A 22,793-nucleotide genomic window follows, 5' to 3' on the forward strand; every position below is an offset into this window, starting at 1 on the left:
TGTGATGCAGAGCACCCTAGCTAGAAGCGAGGACATCCAACTACCTCCCAAAGGAGGTAGTTGGCGACAAGGCATGAATGTATACAAAGAGGCTCCCATCTCGGCGGTTATTGCCGCTTGGCGCAGCCTGTGTATACACTGGGGTTATGCGCGCCAGTGATCGGGCCTACGCGGCTCTTCGTGAAGACATCGTTGAGTGGCGTCTGCGGCCGGGGACGGTGCTGGCGGAGGTGGAGCAGTCCGAGCGGTTGGGGGTGTCCCGTACGCCGGTCCGGGAGGCGTTGGGCCGGCTGACCGCGGAGGGATTGACGACGGCGGCTGGTGGGCGCGGTGTCGTCGTGACCGATATTTCGCTGGACAGCATCGATGAGTTGTTTGAATTGCGCGAAACGCTGGAGGTCAGGGCCGCGGCGTTGGCAGCGCAGCGTGGAGAGCCGGGCGTTTTCGCCGAACTGCATGCCCAGCTGCTGGGGGCGCCGGATCTGCTCAGCGATACCGATCCTGCCCGGCACGAGTATTACGCGTTGGTGGGCCGCCTGGATGAGGCCATCGACGCCGCCGTCTCCAATTCCTACCTTGCCCAGGCGATGCGGGGCCTGCGGGTGCACCTGGTCCGGGTGCGTCGGCTGGCAGCCGACGACGCCGCCAGGCTCCGTGCCGCGGCCGCGGAGCACGCCGCGATTGCCGAAGCGATCGCGGCAGGCAATCCGCGGCTGGCCGAGGCCGCCACCACACTTCACTTGCACCGAAGCCTCACCCACGTCAAGGCCGCTCATGTGGCCCGCTGAACACCCTCACCAGCCCGCTGAAACCCCTCAGTAGAAGGAGCACCATGGTCAAGAACCACCACGTCCGCGTGTACAAGTCCGAAGAGAACCTCCCGCGCGAGGAACAACTCGCGCACAAAATCGCCGTGGTCGCCGCCGACCCCGTCGACGTCACCCCGGAGGTGACCGATATGGTGATCAATCGGATCATCGACAACGCCTCGGTGGCTATTGCCTCGCTGAACCGCGCCCCGATCATCGCAGCACGCGCCCAGGCCCTGACCCACGCCCCGTCCGCCAACGGCACGGGCGGGCACGTTTTCGGCATCAGCGAGCGGGTCTCCCCCGAGTGGGCTGCTTGGGCCAACGGCGTGGCCGTGCGTGAACTGGACTACCACGACACGTTCCTGGCCGCGGACTACTCCCACCCCGGAGATAACATCCCGCCGATCCTGGCCGTCGCCCAGCACGTCGGCTCCAACGGTGCGGACCTGGTCCGGGCCATCGCCACCGGGTATGAGATCCAGGTGAACCTGGTCAAGGCCATCTGCCTGCACAAGCACAAAATCGACCACGTCGCCCACCTGGGTCCGTCCGCCGCGGCCGGCATCGGCACGTTGTTGGGTTTGGATGTTGAGACGATCTTCCAGTCCGTGGGCCAGGCCCTGCACACCACCACCGCCACCCGGCAGTCCCGCAAGGGCGAAATCTCCACTTGGAAGGCCCACGCCCCGGCGTTCGCGGGCAAAATGGCCGTCGAAGCCGTGGACCGTTCCATGCGCGGACAGACCTCCCCCGTGCCGATCTACGAAGGCGAAGACGGCGTGATCGCCTGGCTGCTCGACGGCCCGGACGCCTCCTACGACGTGCCCCTGCCGCTGCCCGGTGAAGCGAAGCGCGCCATCCTGGACACCTACACCAAGGAACACTCCGCCGAATACCAGGCCCAGGCCTGGATCGACCTCGCCCGCAAACTCCACAAGGAACACCCCGAAACGACGGACCCCGCCAATGTGAAGTCGGTGCTGATCAAGACCAGCCACCACACGCACTACGTGATCGGCTCCGGCGCGAACGACCCCCAAAAATACGATCCGTCCGCGTCCCGGGAAACCCTGGACCACTCCATCCCCTACATCTTCACCGTCGCCCTGCAGGACGGTACCTGGCACCACGTTCACTCCTACGCCCCCGAACGCGCCGCACGACCGGACACCGTGGCACTCTGGCACAAGGTCACCACCGTCGAAGACCCCGAATGGACCCGCCGCTACCACTCCCTGGACATCACCGAGAAAGCCTTCGGCGGCACCGTCGTCATCACCCTCACGGACGGAACCGTGATCACCGATGAAATCGCGGTGGCCGACGCGCACCCGCTCGGTGCCCGGCCGTTCGCCCGCGCCCAATACATCACCAAGTTCCGCACCCTCGCAGCAGGACTCGTGGAGGAGACCGAGATCGAACGGTTCCTCGCCGCCGTCGAACGCGTCACCGACCTCGGCCCGGGCGAACTGGACCAGCTGAACATCACCGCAGCACCCGGCGTGATCGACCCCACCAACGCGCCGAAGGGACTGTTCTAAATGCTGTACTCCAAAGTCACGCCCGAACAGAAACGGCTGAAACTGCGGGAACTGCTGGCCTCCGGGACCGTGCAGCAGTTCCCCGGCGCGTTCAACCCGCTCTCGGCACGGCTGATCGAGGAGAAGGGCTTCGCGGGGGTCTACATCTCCGGCGCGGTCCTGGCCAACGACCTCGGCCTGCCCGACATCGGACTGACCACCCTCACCGAAGTAGCCACCCGGGCCGGGCAGATCGCCCGGATGACCGACCTGCCCTCCCTCGTGGACGCGGACACCGGCTTCGGTGAACCCATGAACGTCGCCCGCACCATCCAGGAACTCGAAAACGCAGGCCTGGCCGGCTGCCACATCGAGGACCAATTCAACCCCAAACGCTGCGGCCACCTGGACGGCAAAAACGTCGTGGACATCGACACCGCCACCAAACGCATCCGCGCCGCAACAGACGCACGCCGGGACCCCAACTTCCTCATCATGGCCCGCACCGACATCCGCGCGACCGACGGCATCCACGCCGCCCAGGACCGCGCCAAAGCCCTGGTGGACGCAGGCGCCGACGCCATCTTCCCCGAAGCCATGGCCACCCTGGACGAGTTCCAAGCCATCCGCGACGCCGTGGACGTGCCCATCCTCGCCAACATGACCGAATTCGGCAAAAGCGACCTCTTCACCGTGGACCAACTCCAAAGCGTCGGCGTAAACATGGTCATCTACCCCGTCACCCTCCTGCGCATTGCCATGGGCGCTGCAGAGGCCACCTTGGAAACAATCAAGAGGCTGGGCACCCAAGAAGTTCGTGTACCGCAGATGCTCACGCGTGCGCGCCTCTATGAACTCGTCGACTACGAGGCCTACAACCAATTCGATACCGGCGTATTCAACTTCGCCGTACCGGGCATCCGATAACGCACTCGATACAGAACAAAGGAGTTCAAACATGGCTGAATCAGAAATCCGCAAAGGCCTTGCCGGCGTCGTGGTGGACTACACCGCCGTCTCGAAGGTCAACCCGGACACCAACTCGCTGCTCTATCGCGGCTACCCGGTCCAGGAACTGGCCGCCAAGTGCAGCTTTGAAGAGGTCGCCTACCTGCTGTGGAACGGCGAACTGCCCGACGACGAACAACTCGCGGCGCTCGTTGCCGTGGAGCGCGCGGGCCGCGCCTTGGATCCTGCCGTCAGGGAGGTCATGGATGGTCTGCCCACCACGGCACATCCCATGGACGTCTGCCGTACAGCAGCTTCCGTCCTGGGAGCCCGGCACGAACTGGCCGAAGACTCATCCCCCGATGCCAACATGAAGAAGGCCATCGACCTCTGGGCTGCCATGCCTGCCGTCGTCGCCTATGACCAGCGCCGCCGCCGCGGCCAGGACGTGGTGGAACCGCGGGAAGACCTCGACTACTCCGCGAACTTCCTCTGGATGACCTTCGGCGAAGAAGCAGTAGTCGAGGTGGTGGAGGCATTCAACGTCTCGATGATCCTCTACGCGGAGCACTCCTTCAATGCCTCCACGTTCACAGCCCGCGTGGTCACCTCCACGCTCTCCGATCTGCACTCGGCCGTGACCGCTGCCATCGGCGCCCTCAAAGGCCCCTTGCATGGCGGCGCAAACGAGGCCGTCATGCACACCTTCGACGAGATCGGCATCCGCAGCGAAGAATCCATGGAAGAAGCCGCAGTCCGGGCCCGGGCCTGGATGGAAGATGCACTGGCACAGAAGAAAAAGGTCATGGGTTTCGGGCACCGCGTCTACAAGCACGGCGACTCCCGGGTGCCCACCATGAAGGCCGCCCTGGACAAAATGATCGCCCACTACGGACGGCCCGAACTCCTGGGCCTCTACAACGGCCTCGAACAAGCCATGGACGAAGCCAAGGCCATCAAACCCAACCTCGACTACCCCGCCGGGCCCACTTACCACCTCATGGGCTTCGACACCCAGACCTTCACCCCCATCTTCGTCGCCAGCCGCATCACCGGCTGGACAGCCCACATCATGGAACAACTTGCTTCCAACTCGCTGATCCGACCCCTGAGCGCATACAACGGTGCGGAGCAACGCTCACTCTAATGCCGCCGTCGAGCCCCTGAACTGGTGGTGGGGCACCGGATGATCACCCGGATCATCACATCTATCGCAACGTTTCGGTGCCCCGCCTCCGCTTTTTGATGCTGCTCGTGCAGCCAGAGCCCTTGAAGAAAAGAGGAGCCAAACCGTGGACTTGCACCCACAACCGGACTGGGGCCGACTCTTGGGCCAACATGTGGAAATCCGCCAGGCCGGACACTTTGTCAGGAGCGGCATCGTGGACGCCGTGATGCCCGACAACTCGATCATTTGGCTTTCAGCCGAGGGGCCATGGCCCCGGGAAATGGTCGAAAAGTCAGGCAGCCGGGAGGTCTTCGCCCGCTACCAGTGGGATGTCCCGAAACAGAACACGGCTTGAGCGCGCGCTGCAGGCCATCACAGTCGCGTCGGCCCCGTGCACTGGTGCGCGTGGCTGATTGAGTCCGGGCACGTATTCGCCGACGGCCTTGATCCCGTCCGGACGTCAGACAGGGGGAAGAGGCCTGCCGCTCGTGTGGGAACAAATCTTCTCACGCCAGTCCAACGCGAAACGTGGGGACAAGCTGGCTAGTGGCCCTCGGCACCCGTAGCTAGCTCATCCTTGCCCTCCCAACCGGCTGGTGGCTGCCTCTCGATGAAGCTTCGAGAGCGCCTGCGCAAGCAGGGGAAACGCCTGTGCCCTTGTTTCCGGACGCAGACCGAGGTTGATCCGCACGCGGCCAGGGACACCAAAGCACGCATTCCCCGGCGCCACAAGGAGGCCAAACTCTTCCGCTATGCTGCCGCACCAGGCATCCACGTCAGGAGCGTCTACTTCCGGAAAAACGGTGGTGCCGCCGTCGGGCACCGTGAGCCGAATTCCGGGCACCCTGTCGCACAGGGCCGCGAGTTCGACGTAACTGTCGTAGACCAATGATTTGGCCCGGGACAGCAGTCCTTCGCTGTTGTCCAGTGCCACCTTCCCGATCGCCTCGCTGGTCACGGCGGGCGACCGGGATGTCCAGCGCTGGATTGAGCGAAGGTCGTCAACAACCATCATTGGCCCGGCCGCCCAGCCCAAACGGAGTCCCGGAAGACCATAAACCTTGGAGAGGCTTCCGATCGAGACACCGTTGGGCACCAAAGCGGCAACAGCCGGCGGTACCTCCTGGACCCCCAGTGGCAAACCGCGGTAGACCTCGTCAACGACTAGAAGCGCGCCGACGCTGGCCAGCTTGGTGGCGATCTCTGTCAGCATGCCCGCGGTCAGAACCTGGCCGGTGGGATTATGTGGGGAACTCAGGAACACCGCGGTGGTCGACGAACGCACATGTTCGCTAATCGACTCCGCGGTCACTGGGGCCCTTAGCAGGGAGACAGCGCAACCCCGCCTCTGCGCAGTCATCAAGGCACTCTCATGCGTGGGGATTTCGATGATCACGTGAGCGTCCGGATGGCAGAGGAGCTCGGCGACCATCGCCAGTGCGTCCCCGGCCCCGGCAGTGACTGTCACGTTGTCCGCGACAAGCCCCGGCATGGCGGAGGCTATTTGCTCCCGGAGCTCCAAGGAACCGCCTGGTGGACCGTAATCAAACAGCAATCCCGGCGGGGCTAGGTCCGTGACAGCCAAGCCGGCGATTGCCGCCAGTTCGCTGAGCTCCAAGGGAGCGACGACGCTGGAGCCAAGCACGAGCGGGGCAACGGATTGGTAGGGCGCCGCCCAAGCCGAGTGGCCAAACGGACGCCGAATATCGCTTTGCAATTCAATCCCCTTTGATTGGGCTCCTTGGATCCCGGTTTCAATCCGGCAGGACCACGAAGTGTTCGAAGCTGCCTGTGCCCGACCCGGCGCCGCACGAATGCGCGGTGAACAAGTGCTGGGCATCCCCGGTTGCCGGATGACCGTAGACGCTCCGCACCACCAGACGCCCCTGCATATCCCTAACGACGACGTAGGTGCCGCCTGGTTTCGGATCACGGTCCAGCCTCACTGTCTTCCTCGTGAGTTCATGCTGGGCGTACCAGACCGGTGCCCGGCAAGCCTGGCATTGTTCCTGCTTCATGAACCTAAACGGCGCTGCGCTCGAATGACGTGGCCTTTAGCTTGCGCATATGTTGTGTCATTGCCGTTTCCGTAGGCAGGCGCTCCACGCTCGAGGCTCCGAAGAACCCCACCACGCCGCTTGTACGGTCCAGGACGTACGCCACGTCGTCTGCGTCAGCGATTGGCCCGCCGTGGCAGAGGACGATGACTTCCGGATTTATCGCGTGACCTGCATCGGCAATGGCCTGGACATCTGCGACACATTCGTCAAGGCTTTTTGCCGTCCGGGCACCGATGGTCCCCGAGGTTGTCAGCCCCATGTGTGCCACGAGGATGTCCGCGCCCGCTTCGGCCATGGCGCGGGCGTCCTCGGCGGAGAAGACGTAAGGCGACGTCAGCAGTCCCAGGCTGCTGGCCTGGCGGATCATCTCGACTTCGAGGCTATAGCTCATCCCTGTTTCCTCGAGGTTCTGCCGGAAGTGCCCGTCGATGAGTCCCACCGTCGGGAAGTTCTGAACGCCGGCGAACCCCAGTCCCTGCAGTTCGCGCAGAAAAACGTTCATGTTCCGGAACGGATCAGTGCCACATACGCCGGCCAGGACGGGGACATCCTTCACGATAGTGAGGACCTCACGGGCCATGTCGACCACCACTGCGTTGGCATCACCGTAGGAAAGCAGTCCTGCGAGGGACCCACGCCCGGCCATCCGGTAACGACCGGAGTTGTAGATGATGATGAGGTCGGCTCCGCCAGCTTCCGCGCACTTGGCTGAGAGCCCGGTTCCCGCACCGGCGCCAACAATGACGCGGTTGGCTGCGATCTCGTCCTGGAGTCGCTGGACTAGTGGGTGTCGTGTCATGGCGTGATTGTCCTATCGTGATCGGCTTCGTTGTGGATATCGGTGTACATGTTGTGCAGGCGGGTGGCCATGGCTAGGCCGAACCCGGGTTCGTTGATGTCACAGTCATGGGCGTGGATCTCGATCCCGTCTCCGCTGTTTTCCTGGATGGCGGTCCACAACCGGGCGTCCGCGGCGGGATCGTGGAACGTCTTGCCTTCGGTTGCGATGCCGGACGTGCCCTTCAACGGCAGGTAGAGGGCCACGGGCCCCTTGGCGGCGTTCAGCTTCACGGCAATTTCCCGCCCGAGCTGATCGCACTCTTCGCCTGTTGTCCGCATGAGCGTGACAGTGTCGTTGTGGCGATGGAAGGTGCGGTTCTCGAACTTTTGCGGCACCGTTGAGGCCGCCCCGAAGTTCACCATGTCGATGGCCCCAACGGACACGACCTGCGGGATTCCCGCCCGTGCGGCGGCGGTCAGGCGCTCCGGACCCGCCGAGAAGACGCCCCCAACAAGGTTGTCGGCAAGTTCAGTGGTGGTGATGTCGAGCATCGCGTCGACCATGCCGGCGTCGACAAGGTTCTCCAAGGCGCGTCCACCGGAACCCGTGGCGTGGAAAACGATCACCTCGTAGCCGCGTTCTTCCAGGTACTGCCTGGCAGTCGTTACGCAAGGTGTTGTGAGCCCGAACATCGTTGCCCCTACCACCGGCCGCTGGCTAGCATCCTCGGGGGGAACAACCTTGGCCATGCCTGCCACAGCTCCAGCGGCGTTGGCGATTGTTCTGCTGGAGATTCGGTTGATGCCTGCGATATCGACGATCGAATTCATCATGGTAATGTCCGTGTCCCCGACGTAAGGGCGTGTATCTCCGGAGGCAACAGTGGATACCAGCAGTCTGGGAACGCCGACAGGCAGGGTCTGCATCGCGCGGCTGATCAGGGTGGAGCCTCCAGTGCCGCCCAGGCCGGCCACGGCGTCGAGCTTTCCGTCGCCATGCAGGCGCCGCAAGATGGCCGAAGCGCCGAGCGACATCACATCCAGTGCATGGGCCCTGTCGTTTGCCTCGATCAGCTCAGCGATGCTTGAGCCTCCCAGCCGCGAGACTTCATTGCGATCGACGTCGGGTTCAGGGCCCTGCGGCTCGTGGATGCCCGTGTCGACCAGGATGACGTCGACTTCCGCTTCGGCCAGGCACCGCCTGAAATAGTCGTACTCGGTACCCTTCGTGTCCAGCGTGCCCAACAAAACAACTGTTGGCCTCATGATTACTCCTTAAGTGCATGGGTTTGGTATTGCAGCGGATTGCGGAGGAACGCCTAAACCCGACGGCGGGCGGTGACTGCGACGGCGAGGATAATGATCGCCCCTCTTGCTACCTGCTGCTGGGCGCTGTCGAGGCCCATGAGGATCAGCCCGTTGTTCAGAAGGCCGATCATCAATGACCCAAGAAGTGCACCGACCACGGAGGCGCGGCCGCCGAAGAGGCTCGTGCCGCCCAGGATCACGGCGGCGATAACCGACAACTCGTCACCGGTGCCCGTGTTGTAGCTGCCGGTATGGAACCGCCCCGCATAGAGCATTCCGGCAAGTGCCGCGAGCACGCTGGACAAGAGCAGTACCAGGAAGACCACGCGCTTGGTGTGGACGCCACTGAAAGCCGCAGCTTTGCTGTTGCCGCCGGTGGCCAGCACCTGGCGGCCGAAACCCGTCCGGCGAAGGCCGAAATGCCCGATCAGCACTATCAACAAAGTCCACAGGAGCAGCCCGGGAATAGGCCCGATGTTGCTGTCGCCGAAGAGGAAAGTGAAGTCGAGGTCGTTGATGGCCTGGGGCGCCGCGCCGGTTATCCACATCGCCGCACCCTGGGCCATGCCGAGCATGCCCAGTGTTGCAAGGAATGACGGGACTCCCACGACGCTGACGAAGAAGCCATTAAGTAGCCCAACGATCACGCCCGTGGCCAGGCCGGCTACGATGCCTGGCACCAGTCCCACAGAGTTGATCGTCATCGCCGTCGTGACGGATGCGAGGCCCGCGGTGGCGCCCACCGAGAGATCGATCTGCGCCGCGGCTATGACGAATACGACGCCGACTGCCATGACTGAGATGGTTGAGGTCTGCCGGACGATGTTGAGCAGGTTGTCCGACGTGAGGAAACCACGGTCATTGAGAGTGATCGAAAAGAGGACGAAGATGACTGCGAAGCCAACGTAAATAAGGTTCTGGCGCCAGCTGAAGGTCGAGACGATCCGCTTGATCGAATTCTTCGATGACTGGTCGACCGGTTCGAGAATAGTTGTCATGGTCAGACTCCCTGAATGGCACGATGGAGTGCCTCTTCTGATGTGAATTGATGGCCTCGATACGCGTTATCAACGCGTCCGTTTCGAAGCACTAGGATGCGGTCACTGACCTCCAAAAGTTCTTCAAGCTCTGACGAGATCACAATGACTGCTTTGCCCGATGCGGCAAACTGACGGAGAATCCGCATGATCTCCTTTTTGGCGCCGATGTCGATCCCCGCCGTGGGCTCGTCGAGCAGGAACACTTTCGGCTCCGTCAGGAGCCATTTGCCGATGACGATCTTCTGCTGGTTACCGCCGGAAAGCAGCCCTACGGCTTTCCCGGTGGACGACGTTCGAACGTCCAGGCGCTTGATGACGGCCTGGGCGGAGCGGAGCGTCTCGCTTTTGTTGATCCAACTCCTGCGCCCCGACGCTATGAGGGGCAGTTCGGAGTTCATCTCAACGGAATGGTCCAAGACCAAGCCCTCCATGCGACGGTCTTCGGGAACGAGGGCAATGCCTGCCCGGATGGCGTCGCGGGGGTTCTGGATCTTCACCTCCTGGCCCTGGACCCGTATGGTGCCCTTTGTAATCCTGTCGATCCCGAATATGGCGCGCACCAGTTCGCTGCGCCCGCTGCCCATCAACCCGGCGAGACCGACCACCTCACCAGCGCGGACGTCGAGGTCAAGGCCGCTGATGCCATTGGCGCAATGCAGGTCGCGGATTTGCAGGAGCGGAGTGGTCTGTCGCGGACCTTTCGGCGCTTGAACGGACGACGCCGGACTGGACACCAGCGGATCGGGCGCGGTGGATCCGTGTTGCTTCGGCGCGTGTGCCTTTTGCTCGCCGAGCATGTCAGCAATAACTTCACCGACGGGGTAATCGGAGACAGCCTCGGTCCGGACCCTGCGGCCGTTGCGCATCACGGTGATTCGATCGGCGATGTCGTAGATCTCCGCCATGCGATGCGAGATGTAGACGATTGACATACCGGCGTCGCGCAGCATCCTGATCCGTTGGAAGAGCGTCTCCGTTTCATCCTTCGTCAGCGATGCGGTTGGTTCATCCAGGACGAGGACGTTCGCGTCCTGGGACAGTGCCTTCGCAATTTCCGTAATCTGCCAGTAGCTGGCAGCGAGCGGCCCTACCTCGGAGCGGGGGTCCAGTTCGACGTTCAGCTCGGCCAGGATTTTCCTGGCTTGTGAAATCATCATGCGTTCATCGATGAATCCCAGACTGGTTCGGGGCTCCCGCCCCAAAAGGATGTTTTGCGCCACCGTCAACGTGGGAATGAGGCTGAACTCCTGGAAAACCATGGTGATGCCGTTTGCCTTGGCATCCAAGCCGGATTCAAGCGGCACTGACTTTCCGTTAATAAGGACTTCTCCGCCGTCGGGAGTGTAAACGCCCTCAAGGATCTTCATCAATGTTGATTTGCCGGCACCGTTTTCGCCCAGAAGAGCGTGGACTTCACCCCGAGTCACTTCGAAGTCGACTTCCTTCAGGACCTGCACGCCGGCGAAGCTCATCTTCATTCCGCGCATGGCCACCGCCACCGGCGGTCCGGCAGTCTCTGTGGTTTCTGTTTCCTGCACCCGTGTTCACCCCTTTGGGAACTGTTGTGTGGGTAGGTTCGAAGGTTCCGGCGGGTGTCCGGACGCCCCCAAAAGGCATCCGGAAACCCGCCCGGGCCTCCTATTTCTTGTTGACTGCGTCAGTGATTTCCTTCGGCGCTTCAGCGTTGTAGATCTGTTTCCACTGCTCCGCCACGTTGGAGCGGTCAACCGGGAGTGCGTTCCATGCGTAGTAGGGGTTGAGATCTTTTCCGAGCAGCGAGTAGGCAACGGCCATCGCTTCGGCCACGCCCTGGTTGTATGGCTGCGACCCGCCGACTCCCTTCACCATGTCGTCCCTGGCTGTGCTCACGGCAACCGTCTTACCGAGGTCGATCGTGGTGATGGCGAAGTTCGAACCGTTCTTACCCCTCTCGCGCGCTGCTGCGATGACGCCCTCGGCGTGGGTATCCCAGACAGCCCAGATTCCGTCGAGATCCGGGTGCTGGCTTAGCATGCTGTTCGTAGCGGCTGCACCCTGACCGGTAAAGTCAGGGCCCGGGCTCCCCTTTTCCTCCACGACCTGGATGTCGGGGTATTCCTTCAACACTGCATGCACCGCATCAAGCCGCTGCTGCGTGGCGTAGTAGTGGGCGGCGTGGTAGATAATGCCGACCTTCCCCTTGCCGTTGACCGCTTTCACCAACTGGCATGCCGAGGCCACGCCGGTACCGTAATCGTCGGAACCGACGACCGTGAGGTAGTCCTTGCCTGCTTTCATCTCGGGCGGCGCATTGAGCGCGAAGACGAGCTTCACTCCGGCTGCGGCAGCCTGCTGGTAGATGCCTGTCTCGGAGGGCGCGTCAACCGGAAGGGACACCATGAAATCCGGCTTGCGTGCCAGGATCGTCTGAATGTCGTTGGTCTGTTTGTTGACTTGGAACTGGCCGTCCGTGGTAGTCAGGACCTCGATGCCCAGCTTATTAAACGTGTCTTTCAGGGCCGCTACTTGGGCTGTGGAATAGTCGCTGCCAAAGACATGCCATGCGATGGCGACCGACTTCTTCATAGCCCTGACTTTGTCGATTTCTTCCTGCGTCAATGTCAGTTGCGAAGCGGGCGTCGCCGTCTCGCCTTGTGGACCCTTGTTGTAGACCTTTTGGGCTACCTCGGTGAGGCATTTTTCGACCTTGCTCTGGATGGCCGGGTCGACGGTGGCGACTGCTGTGCCAGCCCCGGTACTGCCGGCACTACAACCGGCGAACATGGTAATTGCCATGGCGGAGGCCGCCACGAATGCTGCGCCTTTGATTCGGCTCTTTATCGACATTCTGAATGTGCTCCTAGCGAATGGATGGCAAAGGTGGAGGGGAGCCCTGAGGGCGGCGGCGCAGGAAAGCGACGGACCCTGCCGCAGGTGTCCGGGTGCCTGCTGATTCCACTGCATCGGCCATCTATCTACGCCTATGCGAACGAATCAGCAGGCAGACCGGGCAGCTGCATGCTCCTGTTTGGTTACTTCGACGCGGCGGCTGGCCGCGGCGTGAAGTCGCGCCACGTGTACTGGGGGTCATAGCCGAGGAGATTGCGAGCCTTGCTGATGTCGTAGAGGGGGTACTGGGGTTCCGCCCGGTACAGGTCCTCGTTCACCCGTGCCTCCGGGTAGTACTTCCTGATGAGGTCCAGCGAGTCCCGGGTCGAGAAGACATCGCCGGCCCCGATGTTGAAGTTGTCCCACTGCACGTCTTCGTTACCGATCCGGCCCGTCTGCACTGACTCCAGTGCGAGACGGAATGCCTGCGCAACGTCCCGCGGGTCGACATACTGGTAGACGAAGTCGGTCATCGTCATGTCTCCCGCGGAGGGTAGTTCCGGGTTGGCCACGGCTGGGAGCACATGTTCCGGGTTGTCGATGTCGGCAACGGCGTCGATCCAGTAGTCCTGGTCGAAGAGACCCACCGTAGCCAAGCGGAGGGACGCGATACGCTGCTTGTAGCGGCGGCTATACCCGTAACCGAGGACTTCGCCGATGATCTTGCTCATCCCGTACATGTCGTCGGGGCGGTTGGATATTTCCTCGTCAATCGGGAAGTATTCCGGAGTCTGCGGGGTGGACCAGAAGATCGGGCCCCAGGCGCATACGCTGCTGGTCAGAACGATGTCCTGGACACCGGCCCGACGCGCAGCTTCGAGGACGTTGAACGTGCCGTCGCTATTCACGCGCCAAATCTTTTCTTCTTCGCCTTGGCCGGTGTAAACGGGGATAGCGGCCAGGTGGACTATGGCGTCGGCGCCCTCGAAGGCGCTTGCCAGGTCATCGATGGACAGGATGTCGCCCTTGTGGAAATCCCATTCTGAGTTCGGGGGTTCAATGGCGTCGAACACTTTGATGGAGTGGTCCTTCGCGAGTTCCGGTACAACGAACTCACGTCCGAGGCGGCCGGAGCCGCCGGTAACGACGATGTTACTCATTTGCTTTTCTCACTTTCCTGGTGGCCCTCCAACGGGAGCGGCCATCTAGAGGGGTGTGCTGCCCGGAGAAGAAGGCCCGGGCCGGTGGTTTCACCCATTGCGGGGCGACCTGCAGCAAATGTACCAACACTGTACCGAGAGTCAAGAGGTTTTGATTTTTTCTTTTCTTAAGCGCCAATGAAACGCCATCCCTTGACCGTGTTGGAACATAACTGGTACACATGCCTAAGCGTCAAAGTGGTCGCACGCTTGCCGCTGACAGACGCGGGCGAAGCCATTCGACCGCTTGTATCTCCATCCATGAAAGGTAGGACCATGGCGTATCCAAACCTGCTACGCGAGGGCAGAATCAACCGCATGCGGACAAAGAACCGCATCATCACCGGTCCGATGGAACGGGCCATGGCTAATCGCGATGGCACCCTGAACCAGCGCTACATCGACTACTTGGTCGAACGTGCCCGGGGCGGCGCCGGCCTGGTGAATGTCGAGTCCACATACGTTGACCCTCGTGGCCAAGGGAATCCATTCCAGGTCGGGTGCCACGACGATCGGGTTATCCCGGGCTTCACCCGCCTGGTCAACGCGCTCCACAATGAAGGGGCAGTAGTTTCGGTTGAGCTCTATTTCGCGGGGCGACAGTCTGCATCGACCGCAACGCTTCGTCAACCCTTGGCACCAACGGCCATACCGTGCAGTTTCTTCGACCCCATGCCGCTTCCTCTGGAAATGACCCAAGCCGATATCGACGACGTCGTCCGCGCATTCGCAGAAGCCTCAACGCGCTGCCTCAAGGCTGGCGTCGATATGATCCATCTGCACGGTTCACACGGTTATCTCCTGGAACAGTTCCTCTCTCCCTGGAGCAACAAGCGGACTGACAAGTATGGCGGGTCAGCAGAGAACCGGGCCCGATTCGCCCTCGAAGTTGTCGCAGCTGTCAGGAACGTCGTCGGGCCGGACTATCCCATCGGCTACCGCATCTCCATGGAGGAATATGTGGAGGGTGGCCTCACGACCGCCGACACCATCCCCTTCTGCAAGCTTCTCGTGGAAGCCGGCATCAACCTGATCGACATCACCGCCGGAATTTATGAGACGGGAAGCGAAATCTTCCAGGGCCCCGAAAGGGGACACGGTGGTTTCGTGCCCATCGCCGAACAGCTGAAAAGGGCGGTTGGAGACACAGTTCCGGTCAGCGTGACGCAGAAACTCAATGATCCTGACCTTGCTGAGTCCGTGCTGGCGGACGGCCGGGCCGATTTCATTTCCATGACACGTGCATTCCACGCGGATCCCCATTTCGTACGCAAGATCGAGCAGGACCGGGCCGAGGACATCGTCCCCTGCATCGCCTGCCATACCTGCCTGAATCTATTTTTCAGCCGCAAGGTGGCGCATTGCGCCGTGAATCCCCAATCGACGTTTGAGCGCACGCGGGCCCTACGCATCACGGAACGCCCCCGCCACGTGACAGTGATCGGCGGCGGGCCGGCCGGAATGACAGCCGCACGGCTCTTGGCGCGCCAAGGAAACAGCGTGGAGCTTTATGAGGCGCGTCCTGTACTTGGTGGCCAACTGAACCAGGCCGCCCTCGCCGCGCACGACTATGGCTACTTCGTCAGCTACCTGTCCCGGCAGATGGAAAAACTCCATGTCGACGTAAAGCTCGGCCAGACATTGGACGCAGCCACCCTGGCGGACCACGACACAGATGCGATCGTCCTCGCCACGGGCGCACGCGGCGGTTACACCTACGCGACGACCAGTGGCGGCCGCCCGGTCTTCAACGTCATCTCGGCCTTTGATCGTGACATCACCGATTGGTCCGGCCGCGTCGTGATCATCGGCGGAGATGCCGAAAGCTGCTTCCTCGCCGTGCGCCTTGGCACGGCAAGGCCCGATCTCAGGATCGACATCGTGGACCCCGACGGTGGGTTCGCGCTCAACAAGGCCGCACCCGCACGCAATTTGTTGATGGCCCAGGTCGACGCGCTGGAGAACGTCCACCTGCATCCGGAACGCACTGTCGAAGAAATAGGCGAGGGGTTCATCCGCCTACAACACCGGGGCGTGGCGGAAACCTGGAATGACATCCAGGATGTCGTAACCGGCGGGAGGGTTTCCAACGTTGAGCTTTACGAGAGCCTGATGGAAATCAATCCCGAGCTGGAGGTTTATCGCATCGGGGACTGCATCGAGCCGCGGGATATCCACGAAGGAACCCAAGAGGCTGCGGAGGTGGTGGAGCTTATCCGATTGCGGAGTTTGGAACGCCGCACAGCTCCCGCAGGGGCCGGGGTGGGCATCCGCTGATCCCGTAAGGTGCCGCGGAAAGCCAAAAAGTCCCGGCCCTGACCCCAAACAATGTTCTGGCCGTCACAAACGTGGCGGCCAGAACATTGTTGTGTTGGCGGCTGGACTTTGCCGGTTCCTTTGCCCGATCCCCTGGCCAATGAGGCCACTTAGGTCATTGTGCGGGCAGTTCGATCTTCTTGTGGTCACTCGCGGTGTCGGCGGCCGTTGCCGCTTGCCCCATCGATCCGGCAAGCCGGGACCGCAGGAAAGTGAGCTCCGCCAGGGAAATTTGACACCGGTAGCGGGCCGTCGGGAGATTGCCGGTGTGGGCCTCCATCGCCTCGGGCAGGAGCAGCAGCGATGTATCTCCGAGCTCCCGTGGTATTTCCGTATAGCTATGGATGGAAAGGTCCGATCGCAGTTCTGAAAGCTTGTCCATTACGGCCCCCAGAACCCGCCGGTCCTCGGAGACAACGGCAACACTTGTCTCCGCAGGAAGGCCGGCCACCGCGAGCCGGAGGTCGGTCTCAAGCGTCAGGCCGATGGCAAAGACGTCTGCGCGGCCAGCCATCCTGGCTCGGGCCTTCGGGGCATCCGACGCCAACGCGACAAACACCGTCCGTGGGGCAGGCTCGATGGATTCAAGGCGTTCACTGGAAACCGGATAGTCGAGAAGGCGGGCAAGATCCTCGGGACCCATGCCCGGAACCTCGACCTCGGGTTCAATAAAGACGACGCGTAGGTCCCCCAGGGCCGCGGCTCGGAACATTTGCCTGGCAAACTCGATGAATGCGGATTCGGAAAGCCCATCGCGGATGGCCAGGCCGGCCGCGGCCCTCAGGCGCCCGGCAAGAGCTGCCGCTCCATCTTCTCGAACTGTGGCCGCGAAATTTGCGACAAAGCGCCCGTTGGCGGTCCTGGTGAGGGTTCCCCTGTCGACCAGGATTTCAAAGGCCCCCTGAACGGTGGCCCGATGAACGCCCCATGCGTCCGAGAAGTGCCGCGCAGAGGGAAGCAGTTGATGACCGGCGCGATGTTTCAAGAGCCACTCTTCGAGGCCATCAGCCAGACGTCGGCGCAGATCGCGGCGGTCTGAGACGTCGACTCTCTTCGCTACGTCAGTGACGATCGCTGAGTCCACGGCCGTCATGGCTCCAGCGACTGAAAGCTCGTCTGTCAGATCCTTCTCCGTCGTCCCATCCATGCATCAAGGCTAACATCGTCACACCGAAATTCCGGGCTTTGCATGTACCGGATTCATACCAGATCTGCGTTCCTGGAAGCAGTCTCCCCGCAGATCAAACCGCAGCGGCTCCTAATGCCGGAACGTGGGGGTTCCCCTGAGGGCTTGAGCGAGAACGGGAAAGGCCTTTGCCCTCGCCTCCGGCCGTAAGCCCAGGTTTATGCGGATACGGCCAGGGATTCCGAAGCATGCGTTGCCTGGCGCTAACAGAACCCCGTACTGCTCTGCGACCCGTCCACACCATGCATCCACATCAGCAACATCAATCTCCGGGAAGGCAGTAGTCCCTCCGTCCGGCGCCGTCAGCTGCATTAGCGGCGACCTGTCGCAGATGGCGGCCAGTTCGGCGTAGCTGTCGTATACGAATGATCTGGCGCGGGAGAGAAGAGCCTCGCTGTTGTCCAACGCGATCGTGGCGATCACTTCGCTGGTGGCTGCCGGAGACCGCGAAGTCCAACGCTGCATGGATTTCACGTCATCGATCAACAAGGCCGGGCCTGCTACCCACCCGAGGCGCAGCCCAGGAAGACCGTATACCTTGGAGAGGCTACCGATAGATACTCCGTTGGGGACGAGGGCGGCAACGGCTGGAGGGACCTGTGACATTCCCAAGGGCAGTCCTCGATAGCTCTCATCAACAACAAGGAGCGCGTCGACCACAGCTAGCTCCGCTGCGATCCGGGTCAGGGCGTCAGCACACAGTACTTGACCGGTCGGGCTATGCGGGGAACTCAGGAAAACGGCCCTGGTGGTTGGTCGTAAGCTGCCAACGACCAATTCCCTAGTGATCGGGCCCTGGAGCAAGGTGACGGACGTGCCTATTTTCTGTGCTGCCACAAGGGCACTTCGGGGAGCCGGAGTTTCGATAACAACATGGGCGCCAGGAAGGCAGGCCGCTTCGGCGACCATGGCCAGCGCTTCGCCGGCTCCAACAGTGACGGTGACGTTATCAGGGATGACGCCAGGCATGATGGCGGCGATTCGTTGACGGAGCTCTGCCGATCCGCCAAGTGCCGTGTAGTCCAGGCTGAGCCCTGTGGCCAGAAGGGGGCCCGGGTCGAGGCGGGCGATGGTGGTCAGCTCCCCCAGAGTGAGTGGGGCTATGGCGCTTGACCCAATGACTAGCGGAGCAAGTGATTCGTACCGCGCTGACCATTCGGCGTGGCCCAAAGGCAGGTAAAGGTCGGCTGGCAATGCGGTCCTCTTTGGGGTCGGTTTGGGACGGCCCCCCCCGACGCCGTTCTTAAGTCTGTCTTCGAGCGCACGCCGGTACGTGGAGGTACTTCACGTACCGGCGTGCGCTCAAACCGGGATGTCCCGTTTGGCGAACAGTCAAAGTTCGCGAGCCGCATTGATCAGTCTTTGCTGCTGAAGGCGGCGTCGAAGGAGGTCTGCGACGCCGGGAAGTCGTACTTTTTCAGGGCGGCGAGGGCTTCGGGGGCGCCGTGCAGGCGGTCCATTCCGGCGTCTTCCCATTCGATGCTGATGGGGCCGTTGTAGCCGATCGCGGCCAGGGCGCGGAAGGAGGATTCCCAGGGCACGTCCCCGCGTCCGGCGGAGACGAAGTCCCAGCCGCGTCGCGGATCTCCCCAAGGCAGGTGGGAACCCAGGACGGTGTTCCGGCCGGTGGGCCGGAGCTTGGTGTCCTTGCAGTCCACGTGGTAGATCCGGTCCTTGAAGTCCCAGATGAAGGAGACGGGGTCGATGCCCTGCCACATGAAGTGGGACGGGTCCCAGTTCAGGCCGAACGCTTCCCGGTGGCCGATCGCTTCGAGGGTCCGGACGGTGGTCCAGTAGTCGTAGGCGATCTCGCTGGGGTGGACTTCGTGGGCGAAGCGGACCCCGCATTCGTCGAACACGTCCAGGATGGGGTTCCACCGGTCCGCGAAGTCCTGGTAGCCGGCGTCGATGACCTTTTCGGGGACGGGCGGGAACATGGCGACGTATTGCCAGATGGAGGACCCGGTGAAACCCACCACCGTGTCCACACCCAAGGCCTTGGCGAGGCGGGCGGTGTGTTTCATTTCTTCGGCGGCGCGTTGGCGGACGCCTTCAGGCTCCCCGTCACCCCACACGCGGGACCCGACGATGGCTTCGTGGCGGAAGTCGATGGGGTCATCGCACACGGCCTGGCCTTTGAGGTGGTTGGAGATGGCCCAGACCTTCAGGTTGTACTTCTCCAGGACGGCGAGTTTGGACTCGACGTAGCCGGGTTCGTCCCAGCGCCAGGCGTCCAGGTGGTCTCCGGAGACGGCGATTTCCAGGCCGTCATAGCCCCAGCCCGAGGCGAGGCGGGCGACTTCCTCGAAGGGAAGGTCGGCCCACTGGCCAGTGAACAGGGTGAACGGCCGGGTCTGTTGGTCGGTCATGGTTGTTCCATTCTGGAGGGATCGCTTAGGCCGCGGCGTAAGCGATGACGTTTTCTTTGGTTGCTTGTGCCTTGTCCAGCTCAGCCACTACCCGGCCGGCCCTCATGACCATCACTCTGTCGGAGAGCTCGAGGAGTTCGAGGAGCTCGCTTGAGATGACGAGTACAGCCACGCCTCTGCGGGCCAACTGTTCGATCAGGCGGTGGATTTCGGCCTTCGCCCCGATGTCGATGCCCTTAGTTGGCTCGTCCAGAATGAGGACCTTGGGATTGCTTGCCAGGCAGCGTGCGATGATGACCTTTTGCTGGTTGCCGCCGGACAGTGACTGTATCGGCGTTTCCGCAGATGGGGTCCTGACATCGAGTTCCTTGATGTAGCGGCTGACCATCTTCTTTTCGTAGCCCCGCTGCATTACGCCCCATTTACTGACCTGTTTCAGGAGGGTCAGTGTGGTGTTTTCCCGAATGGACAGCATGGGAATGATGGCCTGCAACTTTCGCTCCTCCGGGACGAGGGCAATACCGGCGTCGATGCCGGCAGAGGCGCTACGGAGATTCAGTTTCCGGCCGTTTACCTCAACTGTCCCGGCGTCGGCCTTGTCGGCCCCGTAAATACACCGGGCGACCTCGGTCCGGCCAGCTCCGACGAGCCCTGCGAGTCCAACAATCTCCCCTGCGTGCAGCTGGAGGTTCACGTCTTCGAACGCGCCGGCGAGGCTTAGACCCCGCGCTTCAAGAACAAGTTCACCGCGTTCGCGGGGAATGTGCTCATAGAGGTCAACGTCCTTGCCCACCATCAACTGCACAACGGAACGGGCATCGAGCTGATCTGCTGGAACGGATGAGGCCACCGTTTTGCCTTCGCGGATGACGGTGATCCGGTCGGCCAGGGTGAAGACTTCCTCCAATTTGTGAGAAACGTACATGATCGCCAGGCCCTTGGCCCGCAGTTCGTTGACCAACTTGTACAGCTTCTCAACGTCCTGCTCGGTCAGAGCAGTGGTGGGCTCGTCCATGATGATGACTCTCGCGTCCTGGGCTATTGCGCGCGCGATCTCCACCATTTGACCGTCCACCGTTGAGAGCGCCATGGCAGGGGTGTCAAGGTTCAGGTGGGGTGCCACCTGGTCAAGGGCCTTGCGTGCGCGGCGGCGGATCTCGCGGCGGGAGACGATGCCGTTGCGTCCGCCCCAGTTTCCCAAAAGGACATTTTCGGCCACCGACAGGTCCGGGACCAGGTTGTGTTCCTGGTAGATAGTGGCAATGCCGGCGGCCTTGGAGGCCACCGTGCTGGAGGGCATGAGTTCGCCATCCACGTACACGCCGCCTTCATCGGGCGTGTAAAACCCACTGAGGGTCTTGATCAGCGTTGATTTTCCGGCTCCGTTTTCGCCGCAGACGCAGTGCACCTCTCCGGCATGAAGCTCAAAGTTCATGCCGGAGAGGGCGACGACGCCCGGAAACAGTTTTACAAGGTTGCGTGCTTCAACAATTGCTGGAGCGCGTCCGGGCATTTCGATCACGGCAATTCCCTCCTGAGGAAGGTGAGTCCGTCCCTGGCCAGCGCGTCCATGGAGGGTGCCACCGGCCGCCAGAGCGAAACGGCTTTGGCGATTTCCTCGACCGTGGGAAGGAACGACTCGACAACAATGGAACCCTGGTAGTCGATCGTTTTCAGTGCGTCGAAAGTCTCGGACCACGGCACATGTCCGCTGCCGGGCGTTCCGCGGTCGTTTTCTGACACCTGGAAGTGGAAGACCTTGTCACCGGCAGAGGTGATGGCCGCACCGATGTTCTTCTCTTCAATGTTCATGTGGAAGGTGTCCAGCATCAGCCCGACGTTGTCCCGGCCGATCAGCTCGCACAATTCCAGACCCTGTTCGACGGTGTTGACCAGGTCGGTTTCGAACCGGTTGAGCGGTTCTATGGCCAAGGTGATGCCGCGTTCGGAGGCGTAGTCGGCTACTTCACGCAGGCTGTCGGCCGCCCACTGGCGCTGCTGCTGGCGTTCCCCGGGGGGAAGCAGCCGTGCTTTGCCGGTAGCGGAGTACATCGGGCCCGCCACGTGGGGTGATCCCACGGCTTGGGCGATGTCAACGCAGAGTTTCAGGTAGTCGATGCCCTGCCGCCGCTTCTGCGGGTCCTCATGCGAGACGTCGCGGTCCGGTCCGAACGCGCCGCATATGGACACGGGCAGTCCGGTTCGTTCCGAGGCTGTCTTGAGTGCTTCTGCGCTGACCACGGCAGGGTCTTCAATGCAGACCTCGATCAGGTCGTAGCCCATCTCCTTTGCGACGTCGAATTGATCGACGTCCTGGTCGGTGAACGGGGAGACCAGGATGAAGGTGCTAACGCCGAACTCATATTTACTCATTGGGCCACAGCTCCTGTTCCAGCTTCTTCATTTCGTTGATGGCCTTTTCGGTGTAAGGGTCCAGGAACTCCAGGTGCCCGCCGCGTGCCATCATGGCGAAGGGGTTCGACGCGGCGGGAAGGAGCTCGAAGGTCAGGTAGCCGTCGAAGTTGATGTCCTTCAGCGTCTGCAGCGTGGGACGGAAGTCGATGTGTCCTACGCCCGGGGCGGCACGGTTTGAATCGGCCAGGTGGACGTGGTTGACCTTGCTGCCGGCACGGGCGAAGGCGCCGTGGATGGTGTCTTCTTCGATGTTCATGTGGAAGAGGTCACCGTGCACGCCGGCGTTTTTCAGACCGGTAGCGTCGAGAAGCTCAACGGCACGGTCCAGCCGGTTCAGGAAATGTGTCTCGTAGCGGTTCCACGGCTCCAGGGTGATGTTGATGCCAACGCTGGCCGCATATTCGCCCAGAGTGCGGACGTTCTCCACAGCCCAGTCCCATTCCTGTTCGTCGCTTGCCAACGCTTCGGTCTTACCCACTGGGGACGGGCCGACGATGATGGTTGGGGCTCCGACGGCGGCGGCGAAGTCGGCTACCGACTTGCCGTAGTCCAAGGCTTTCTGCCGGTTTGCAGCGCTGGGGTTGATCAGGTCGCGTTCCTCCCCGAACCAGATGCTGCAGATGGAGCTGACGTCAATACCGGCGTCGTTGGTCAGCTTGTTGATTTCTTCGACGTCGTGCGTTGCCGGCTCTCCTACCAGTTCGATGGCGTCGTAGCCGTAGCGGGCGACGCGGTCGATGCCTTTGGCGATGTCTTCCTGGTAGTAGACGATGGCGTTGTAGGAATACTTGAAGCGGGACATGTTTCTCCTTGAGGTGGAATTGCTTGGTCCTGCCGGACCGAACGGGGGGCTCGGCCCGGCCG

Annotated in this window: 20 protein-coding genes; 6 read left to right on the plus strand and 14 right to left on the minus strand. The window is 62.1% G+C overall.

The window, feature by feature from the left end:
• Nucleotides 1–146: 146 nt before the first annotated feature.
• The 5 genes from AC1DD7_RS01015 (at nt 147) to AC1DD7_RS01035 (ending at nt 4,803) form a co-directional block, all read left to right on the plus strand.
• A complete protein-coding gene (locus tag AC1DD7_RS01015; RefSeq protein ID WP_477513421.1) occupies nt 147–788 on the plus strand; it encodes a GntR family transcriptional regulator in 642 nt (213 codons plus the stop codon).
• A gap of 44 nt (nt 789–832) precedes the next feature.
• Entirely contained in the window at nt 833–2,353 is a 1,521-nt protein-coding gene (locus AC1DD7_RS01020; protein WP_477513422.1) for an MmgE/PrpD family protein, read from the plus strand.
• Nucleotides 2,354–3,259, plus strand: a complete 906-nt coding sequence (prpB, locus tag AC1DD7_RS01025; protein WP_477513423.1) for a methylisocitrate lyase — start codon at nt 2,354–2,356, stop codon at nt 3,257–3,259.
• 31 nt (nt 3,260–3,290) lie between these two features.
• Nucleotides 3,291–4,427 (plus strand): bifunctional 2-methylcitrate synthase/citrate synthase, encoded by a 1,137-nt coding sequence (locus AC1DD7_RS01030; protein WP_477513424.1) that lies wholly within the window; start codon nt 3,291–3,293, stop codon nt 4,425–4,427.
• A 145-nt stretch (nt 4,428–4,572) separates the two neighbouring features.
• Complete coding sequence (locus AC1DD7_RS01035) at nt 4,573–4,803, plus strand: hypothetical protein (protein WP_477513425.1); 231 nt, start codon at nt 4,573–4,575, stop codon at nt 4,801–4,803.
• Nucleotides 4,804–5,019: 216 nt separating this feature from the next.
• Here the strand turns inward: AC1DD7_RS01035 and AC1DD7_RS01040 are convergent, their stop codons facing one another.
• The 8 genes from AC1DD7_RS01040 to AC1DD7_RS01075 form a co-directional block, all read right to left on the minus strand.
• Entirely contained in the window at nt 5,020–6,165 is a 1,146-nt protein-coding gene (locus AC1DD7_RS01040; protein WP_477513426.1) for a pyridoxal phosphate-dependent aminotransferase, read from the minus strand.
• Between the two features lie 37 nt (nt 6,166–6,202).
• Nucleotides 6,203–6,466, minus strand: coding sequence for a hypothetical protein (locus AC1DD7_RS01045; RefSeq protein WP_477513427.1), 264 nt, complete (start codon nt 6,464–6,466; stop codon nt 6,203–6,205).
• Nucleotides 6,467–6,470: 4 nt separating this feature from the next.
• On the minus strand, nt 6,471–7,307 hold the full coding sequence (locus AC1DD7_RS01050; RefSeq protein ID WP_477513428.1) for a phosphoenolpyruvate hydrolase family protein: 837 nt from the start codon (nt 7,305–7,307) through the stop codon (nt 6,471–6,473).
• Nucleotides 7,304–8,554, minus strand: a complete 1,251-nt coding sequence (locus tag AC1DD7_RS01055; RefSeq protein WP_477513429.1) for a Tm-1-like ATP-binding domain-containing protein — start codon at nt 8,552–8,554, stop codon at nt 7,304–7,306. Before AC1DD7_RS01055 ends, AC1DD7_RS01050 begins: the two co-directional genes overlap by 4 nt.
• Nucleotides 8,555–8,607: 53 nt before the next feature.
• Nucleotides 8,608–9,594: an ABC transporter permease gene (locus tag AC1DD7_RS01060; RefSeq protein ID WP_223932597.1), complete on the minus strand. Its 987-nt coding sequence runs from the start codon at nt 9,592–9,594 to the stop codon at nt 8,608–8,610.
• Nucleotides 9,595–9,596: 2 nt separating this feature from the next.
• Nucleotides 9,597–11,174 carry a sugar ABC transporter ATP-binding protein gene (locus AC1DD7_RS01065; RefSeq protein WP_477513430.1) on the minus strand — a complete coding sequence of 526 codons (1,578 nt, stop codon included), beginning with the start codon at nt 11,172–11,174 and terminating at the stop codon, nt 9,597–9,599.
• Between the two features lie 100 nt (nt 11,175–11,274).
• The gene (locus AC1DD7_RS01070; protein ID WP_477513431.1) at nt 11,275–12,462 is read right to left on the minus strand and encodes a substrate-binding domain-containing protein; all 1,188 of its coding nucleotides are present in this window, start codon (nt 12,460–12,462) and stop codon (nt 11,275–11,277) included.
• Nucleotides 12,463–12,647: 185 nt separating this feature from the next.
• On the minus strand, nt 12,648–13,604 hold the full coding sequence (locus tag AC1DD7_RS01075; RefSeq protein ID WP_223932594.1) for an NAD-dependent epimerase/dehydratase family protein: 957 nt from the start codon (nt 13,602–13,604) through the stop codon (nt 12,648–12,650).
• Nucleotides 13,605–13,961: 357 nt separating this feature from the next.
• Between AC1DD7_RS01075 and AC1DD7_RS01080 the strand changes: the two genes are divergently transcribed.
• Nucleotides 13,962–15,920, plus strand: coding sequence for an oxidoreductase (locus AC1DD7_RS01080; protein WP_477513432.1), 1,959 nt, complete (start codon nt 13,962–13,964; stop codon nt 15,918–15,920).
• 154 nt (nt 15,921–16,074) lie between these two features.
• Here AC1DD7_RS01080 and AC1DD7_RS01085 read toward each other — a convergent pair whose 3' ends face one another.
• The 6 genes from AC1DD7_RS01085 to AC1DD7_RS01110 form a co-directional block, all read right to left on the minus strand.
• Nucleotides 16,075–17,106, minus strand: coding sequence for a GntR family transcriptional regulator (locus AC1DD7_RS01085; RefSeq protein WP_477513433.1), 1,032 nt, complete (start codon nt 17,104–17,106; stop codon nt 16,075–16,077).
• A gap of 111 nt (nt 17,107–17,217) precedes the next feature.
• Nucleotides 17,218–18,339, minus strand: a complete 1,122-nt coding sequence (locus tag AC1DD7_RS01090; protein ID WP_477513434.1) for an aminotransferase class I/II-fold pyridoxal phosphate-dependent enzyme — start codon at nt 18,337–18,339, stop codon at nt 17,218–17,220.
• Nucleotides 18,340–18,500: 161 nt separating this feature from the next.
• On the minus strand, nt 18,501–19,514 hold the full coding sequence (locus AC1DD7_RS01095; protein WP_477513435.1) for a sugar phosphate isomerase/epimerase family protein: 1,014 nt from the start codon (nt 19,512–19,514) through the stop codon (nt 18,501–18,503).
• A gap of 25 nt (nt 19,515–19,539) precedes the next feature.
• Complete coding sequence (locus AC1DD7_RS01100; protein ID WP_477513550.1) at nt 19,540–21,027, minus strand: sugar ABC transporter ATP-binding protein; 1,488 nt, start codon at nt 21,025–21,027, stop codon at nt 19,540–19,542.
• 5 nt (nt 21,028–21,032) lie between these two features.
• Nucleotides 21,033–21,887: a sugar phosphate isomerase/epimerase family protein gene (locus AC1DD7_RS01105; protein WP_477513436.1), complete on the minus strand. Its 855-nt coding sequence runs from the start codon at nt 21,885–21,887 to the stop codon at nt 21,033–21,035.
• Nucleotides 21,880–22,731 (minus strand): TIM barrel protein, encoded by an 852-nt coding sequence (locus AC1DD7_RS01110; protein WP_477513437.1) that lies wholly within the window; start codon nt 22,729–22,731, stop codon nt 21,880–21,882. Before AC1DD7_RS01110 ends, AC1DD7_RS01105 begins: the two co-directional genes overlap by 8 nt.
• Nucleotides 22,732–22,793 lie beyond the last annotated feature (62 nt).

The sequence above is a fragment of the Paenarthrobacter sp. 10L412 genome, assembly GCF_056395565.1.

Excerpts from the sequence above, each read along its gene's own strand:
- AC1DD7_RS01055 (WP_477513429.1), bottom strand. The coding sequence starts at position 8,554 with ATGAGGCCAACAGTTGTTTTGTTGGGCACGCTGGACACGAAGGGTACC.
- AC1DD7_RS01050 (WP_477513428.1), bottom strand. The coding sequence starts at position 7,307 with ATGACACGACACCCACTAGTCCAGCGACTCCAGGACGAGATCGCAGCC.
- AC1DD7_RS01100 (WP_477513550.1), bottom strand. The coding sequence starts at position 21,027 with ATGCCCGGACGCGCTCCAGCAATTGTTGAAGCACGCAACCTTGTAAAA.
- AC1DD7_RS01080 (WP_477513432.1), top strand. The coding sequence starts at position 13,962 with ATGCGGACAAAGAACCGCATCATCACCGGTCCGATGGAACGGGCCATG.
- prpB (WP_477513423.1), top strand. The coding sequence starts at position 2,354 with ATGCTGTACTCCAAAGTCACGCCCGAACAGAAACGGCTGAAACTGCGG.
- AC1DD7_RS01085 (WP_477513433.1), bottom strand. The coding sequence starts at position 17,106 with ATGGATGGGACGACGGAGAAGGATCTGACAGACGAGCTTTCAGTCGCT.
- AC1DD7_RS01020 (WP_477513422.1), top strand. The coding sequence starts at position 833 with ATGGTCAAGAACCACCACGTCCGCGTGTACAAGTCCGAAGAGAACCTC.
- AC1DD7_RS01105 (WP_477513436.1), bottom strand. The coding sequence starts at position 21,887 with ATGAGTAAATATGAGTTCGGCGTTAGCACCTTCATCCTGGTCTCCCCG.
- AC1DD7_RS01075 (WP_223932594.1), bottom strand. The coding sequence starts at position 13,604 with ATGAGTAACATCGTCGTTACCGGCGGCTCCGGCCGCCTCGGACGTGAG.
- AC1DD7_RS01110 (WP_477513437.1), bottom strand. The coding sequence starts at position 22,731 with ATGTCCCGCTTCAAGTATTCCTACAACGCCATCGTCTACTACCAGGAA.
- AC1DD7_RS01095 (WP_477513435.1), bottom strand. The coding sequence starts at position 19,514 with ATGACCGACCAACAGACCCGGCCGTTCACCCTGTTCACTGGCCAGTGG.
- AC1DD7_RS01070 (WP_477513431.1), bottom strand. The coding sequence starts at position 12,462 with ATGTCGATAAAGAGCCGAATCAAAGGCGCAGCATTCGTGGCGGCCTCC.
- AC1DD7_RS01015 (WP_477513421.1), top strand. The coding sequence starts at position 147 with ATGCGCGCCAGTGATCGGGCCTACGCGGCTCTTCGTGAAGACATCGTT.
- AC1DD7_RS01060 (WP_223932597.1), bottom strand. The coding sequence starts at position 9,594 with ATGACAACTATTCTCGAACCGGTCGACCAGTCATCGAAGAATTCGATC.
- AC1DD7_RS01030 (WP_477513424.1), top strand. The coding sequence starts at position 3,291 with ATGGCTGAATCAGAAATCCGCAAAGGCCTTGCCGGCGTCGTGGTGGAC.
- AC1DD7_RS01045 (WP_477513427.1), bottom strand. The coding sequence starts at position 6,466 with ATGAAGCAGGAACAATGCCAGGCTTGCCGGGCACCGGTCTGGTACGCC.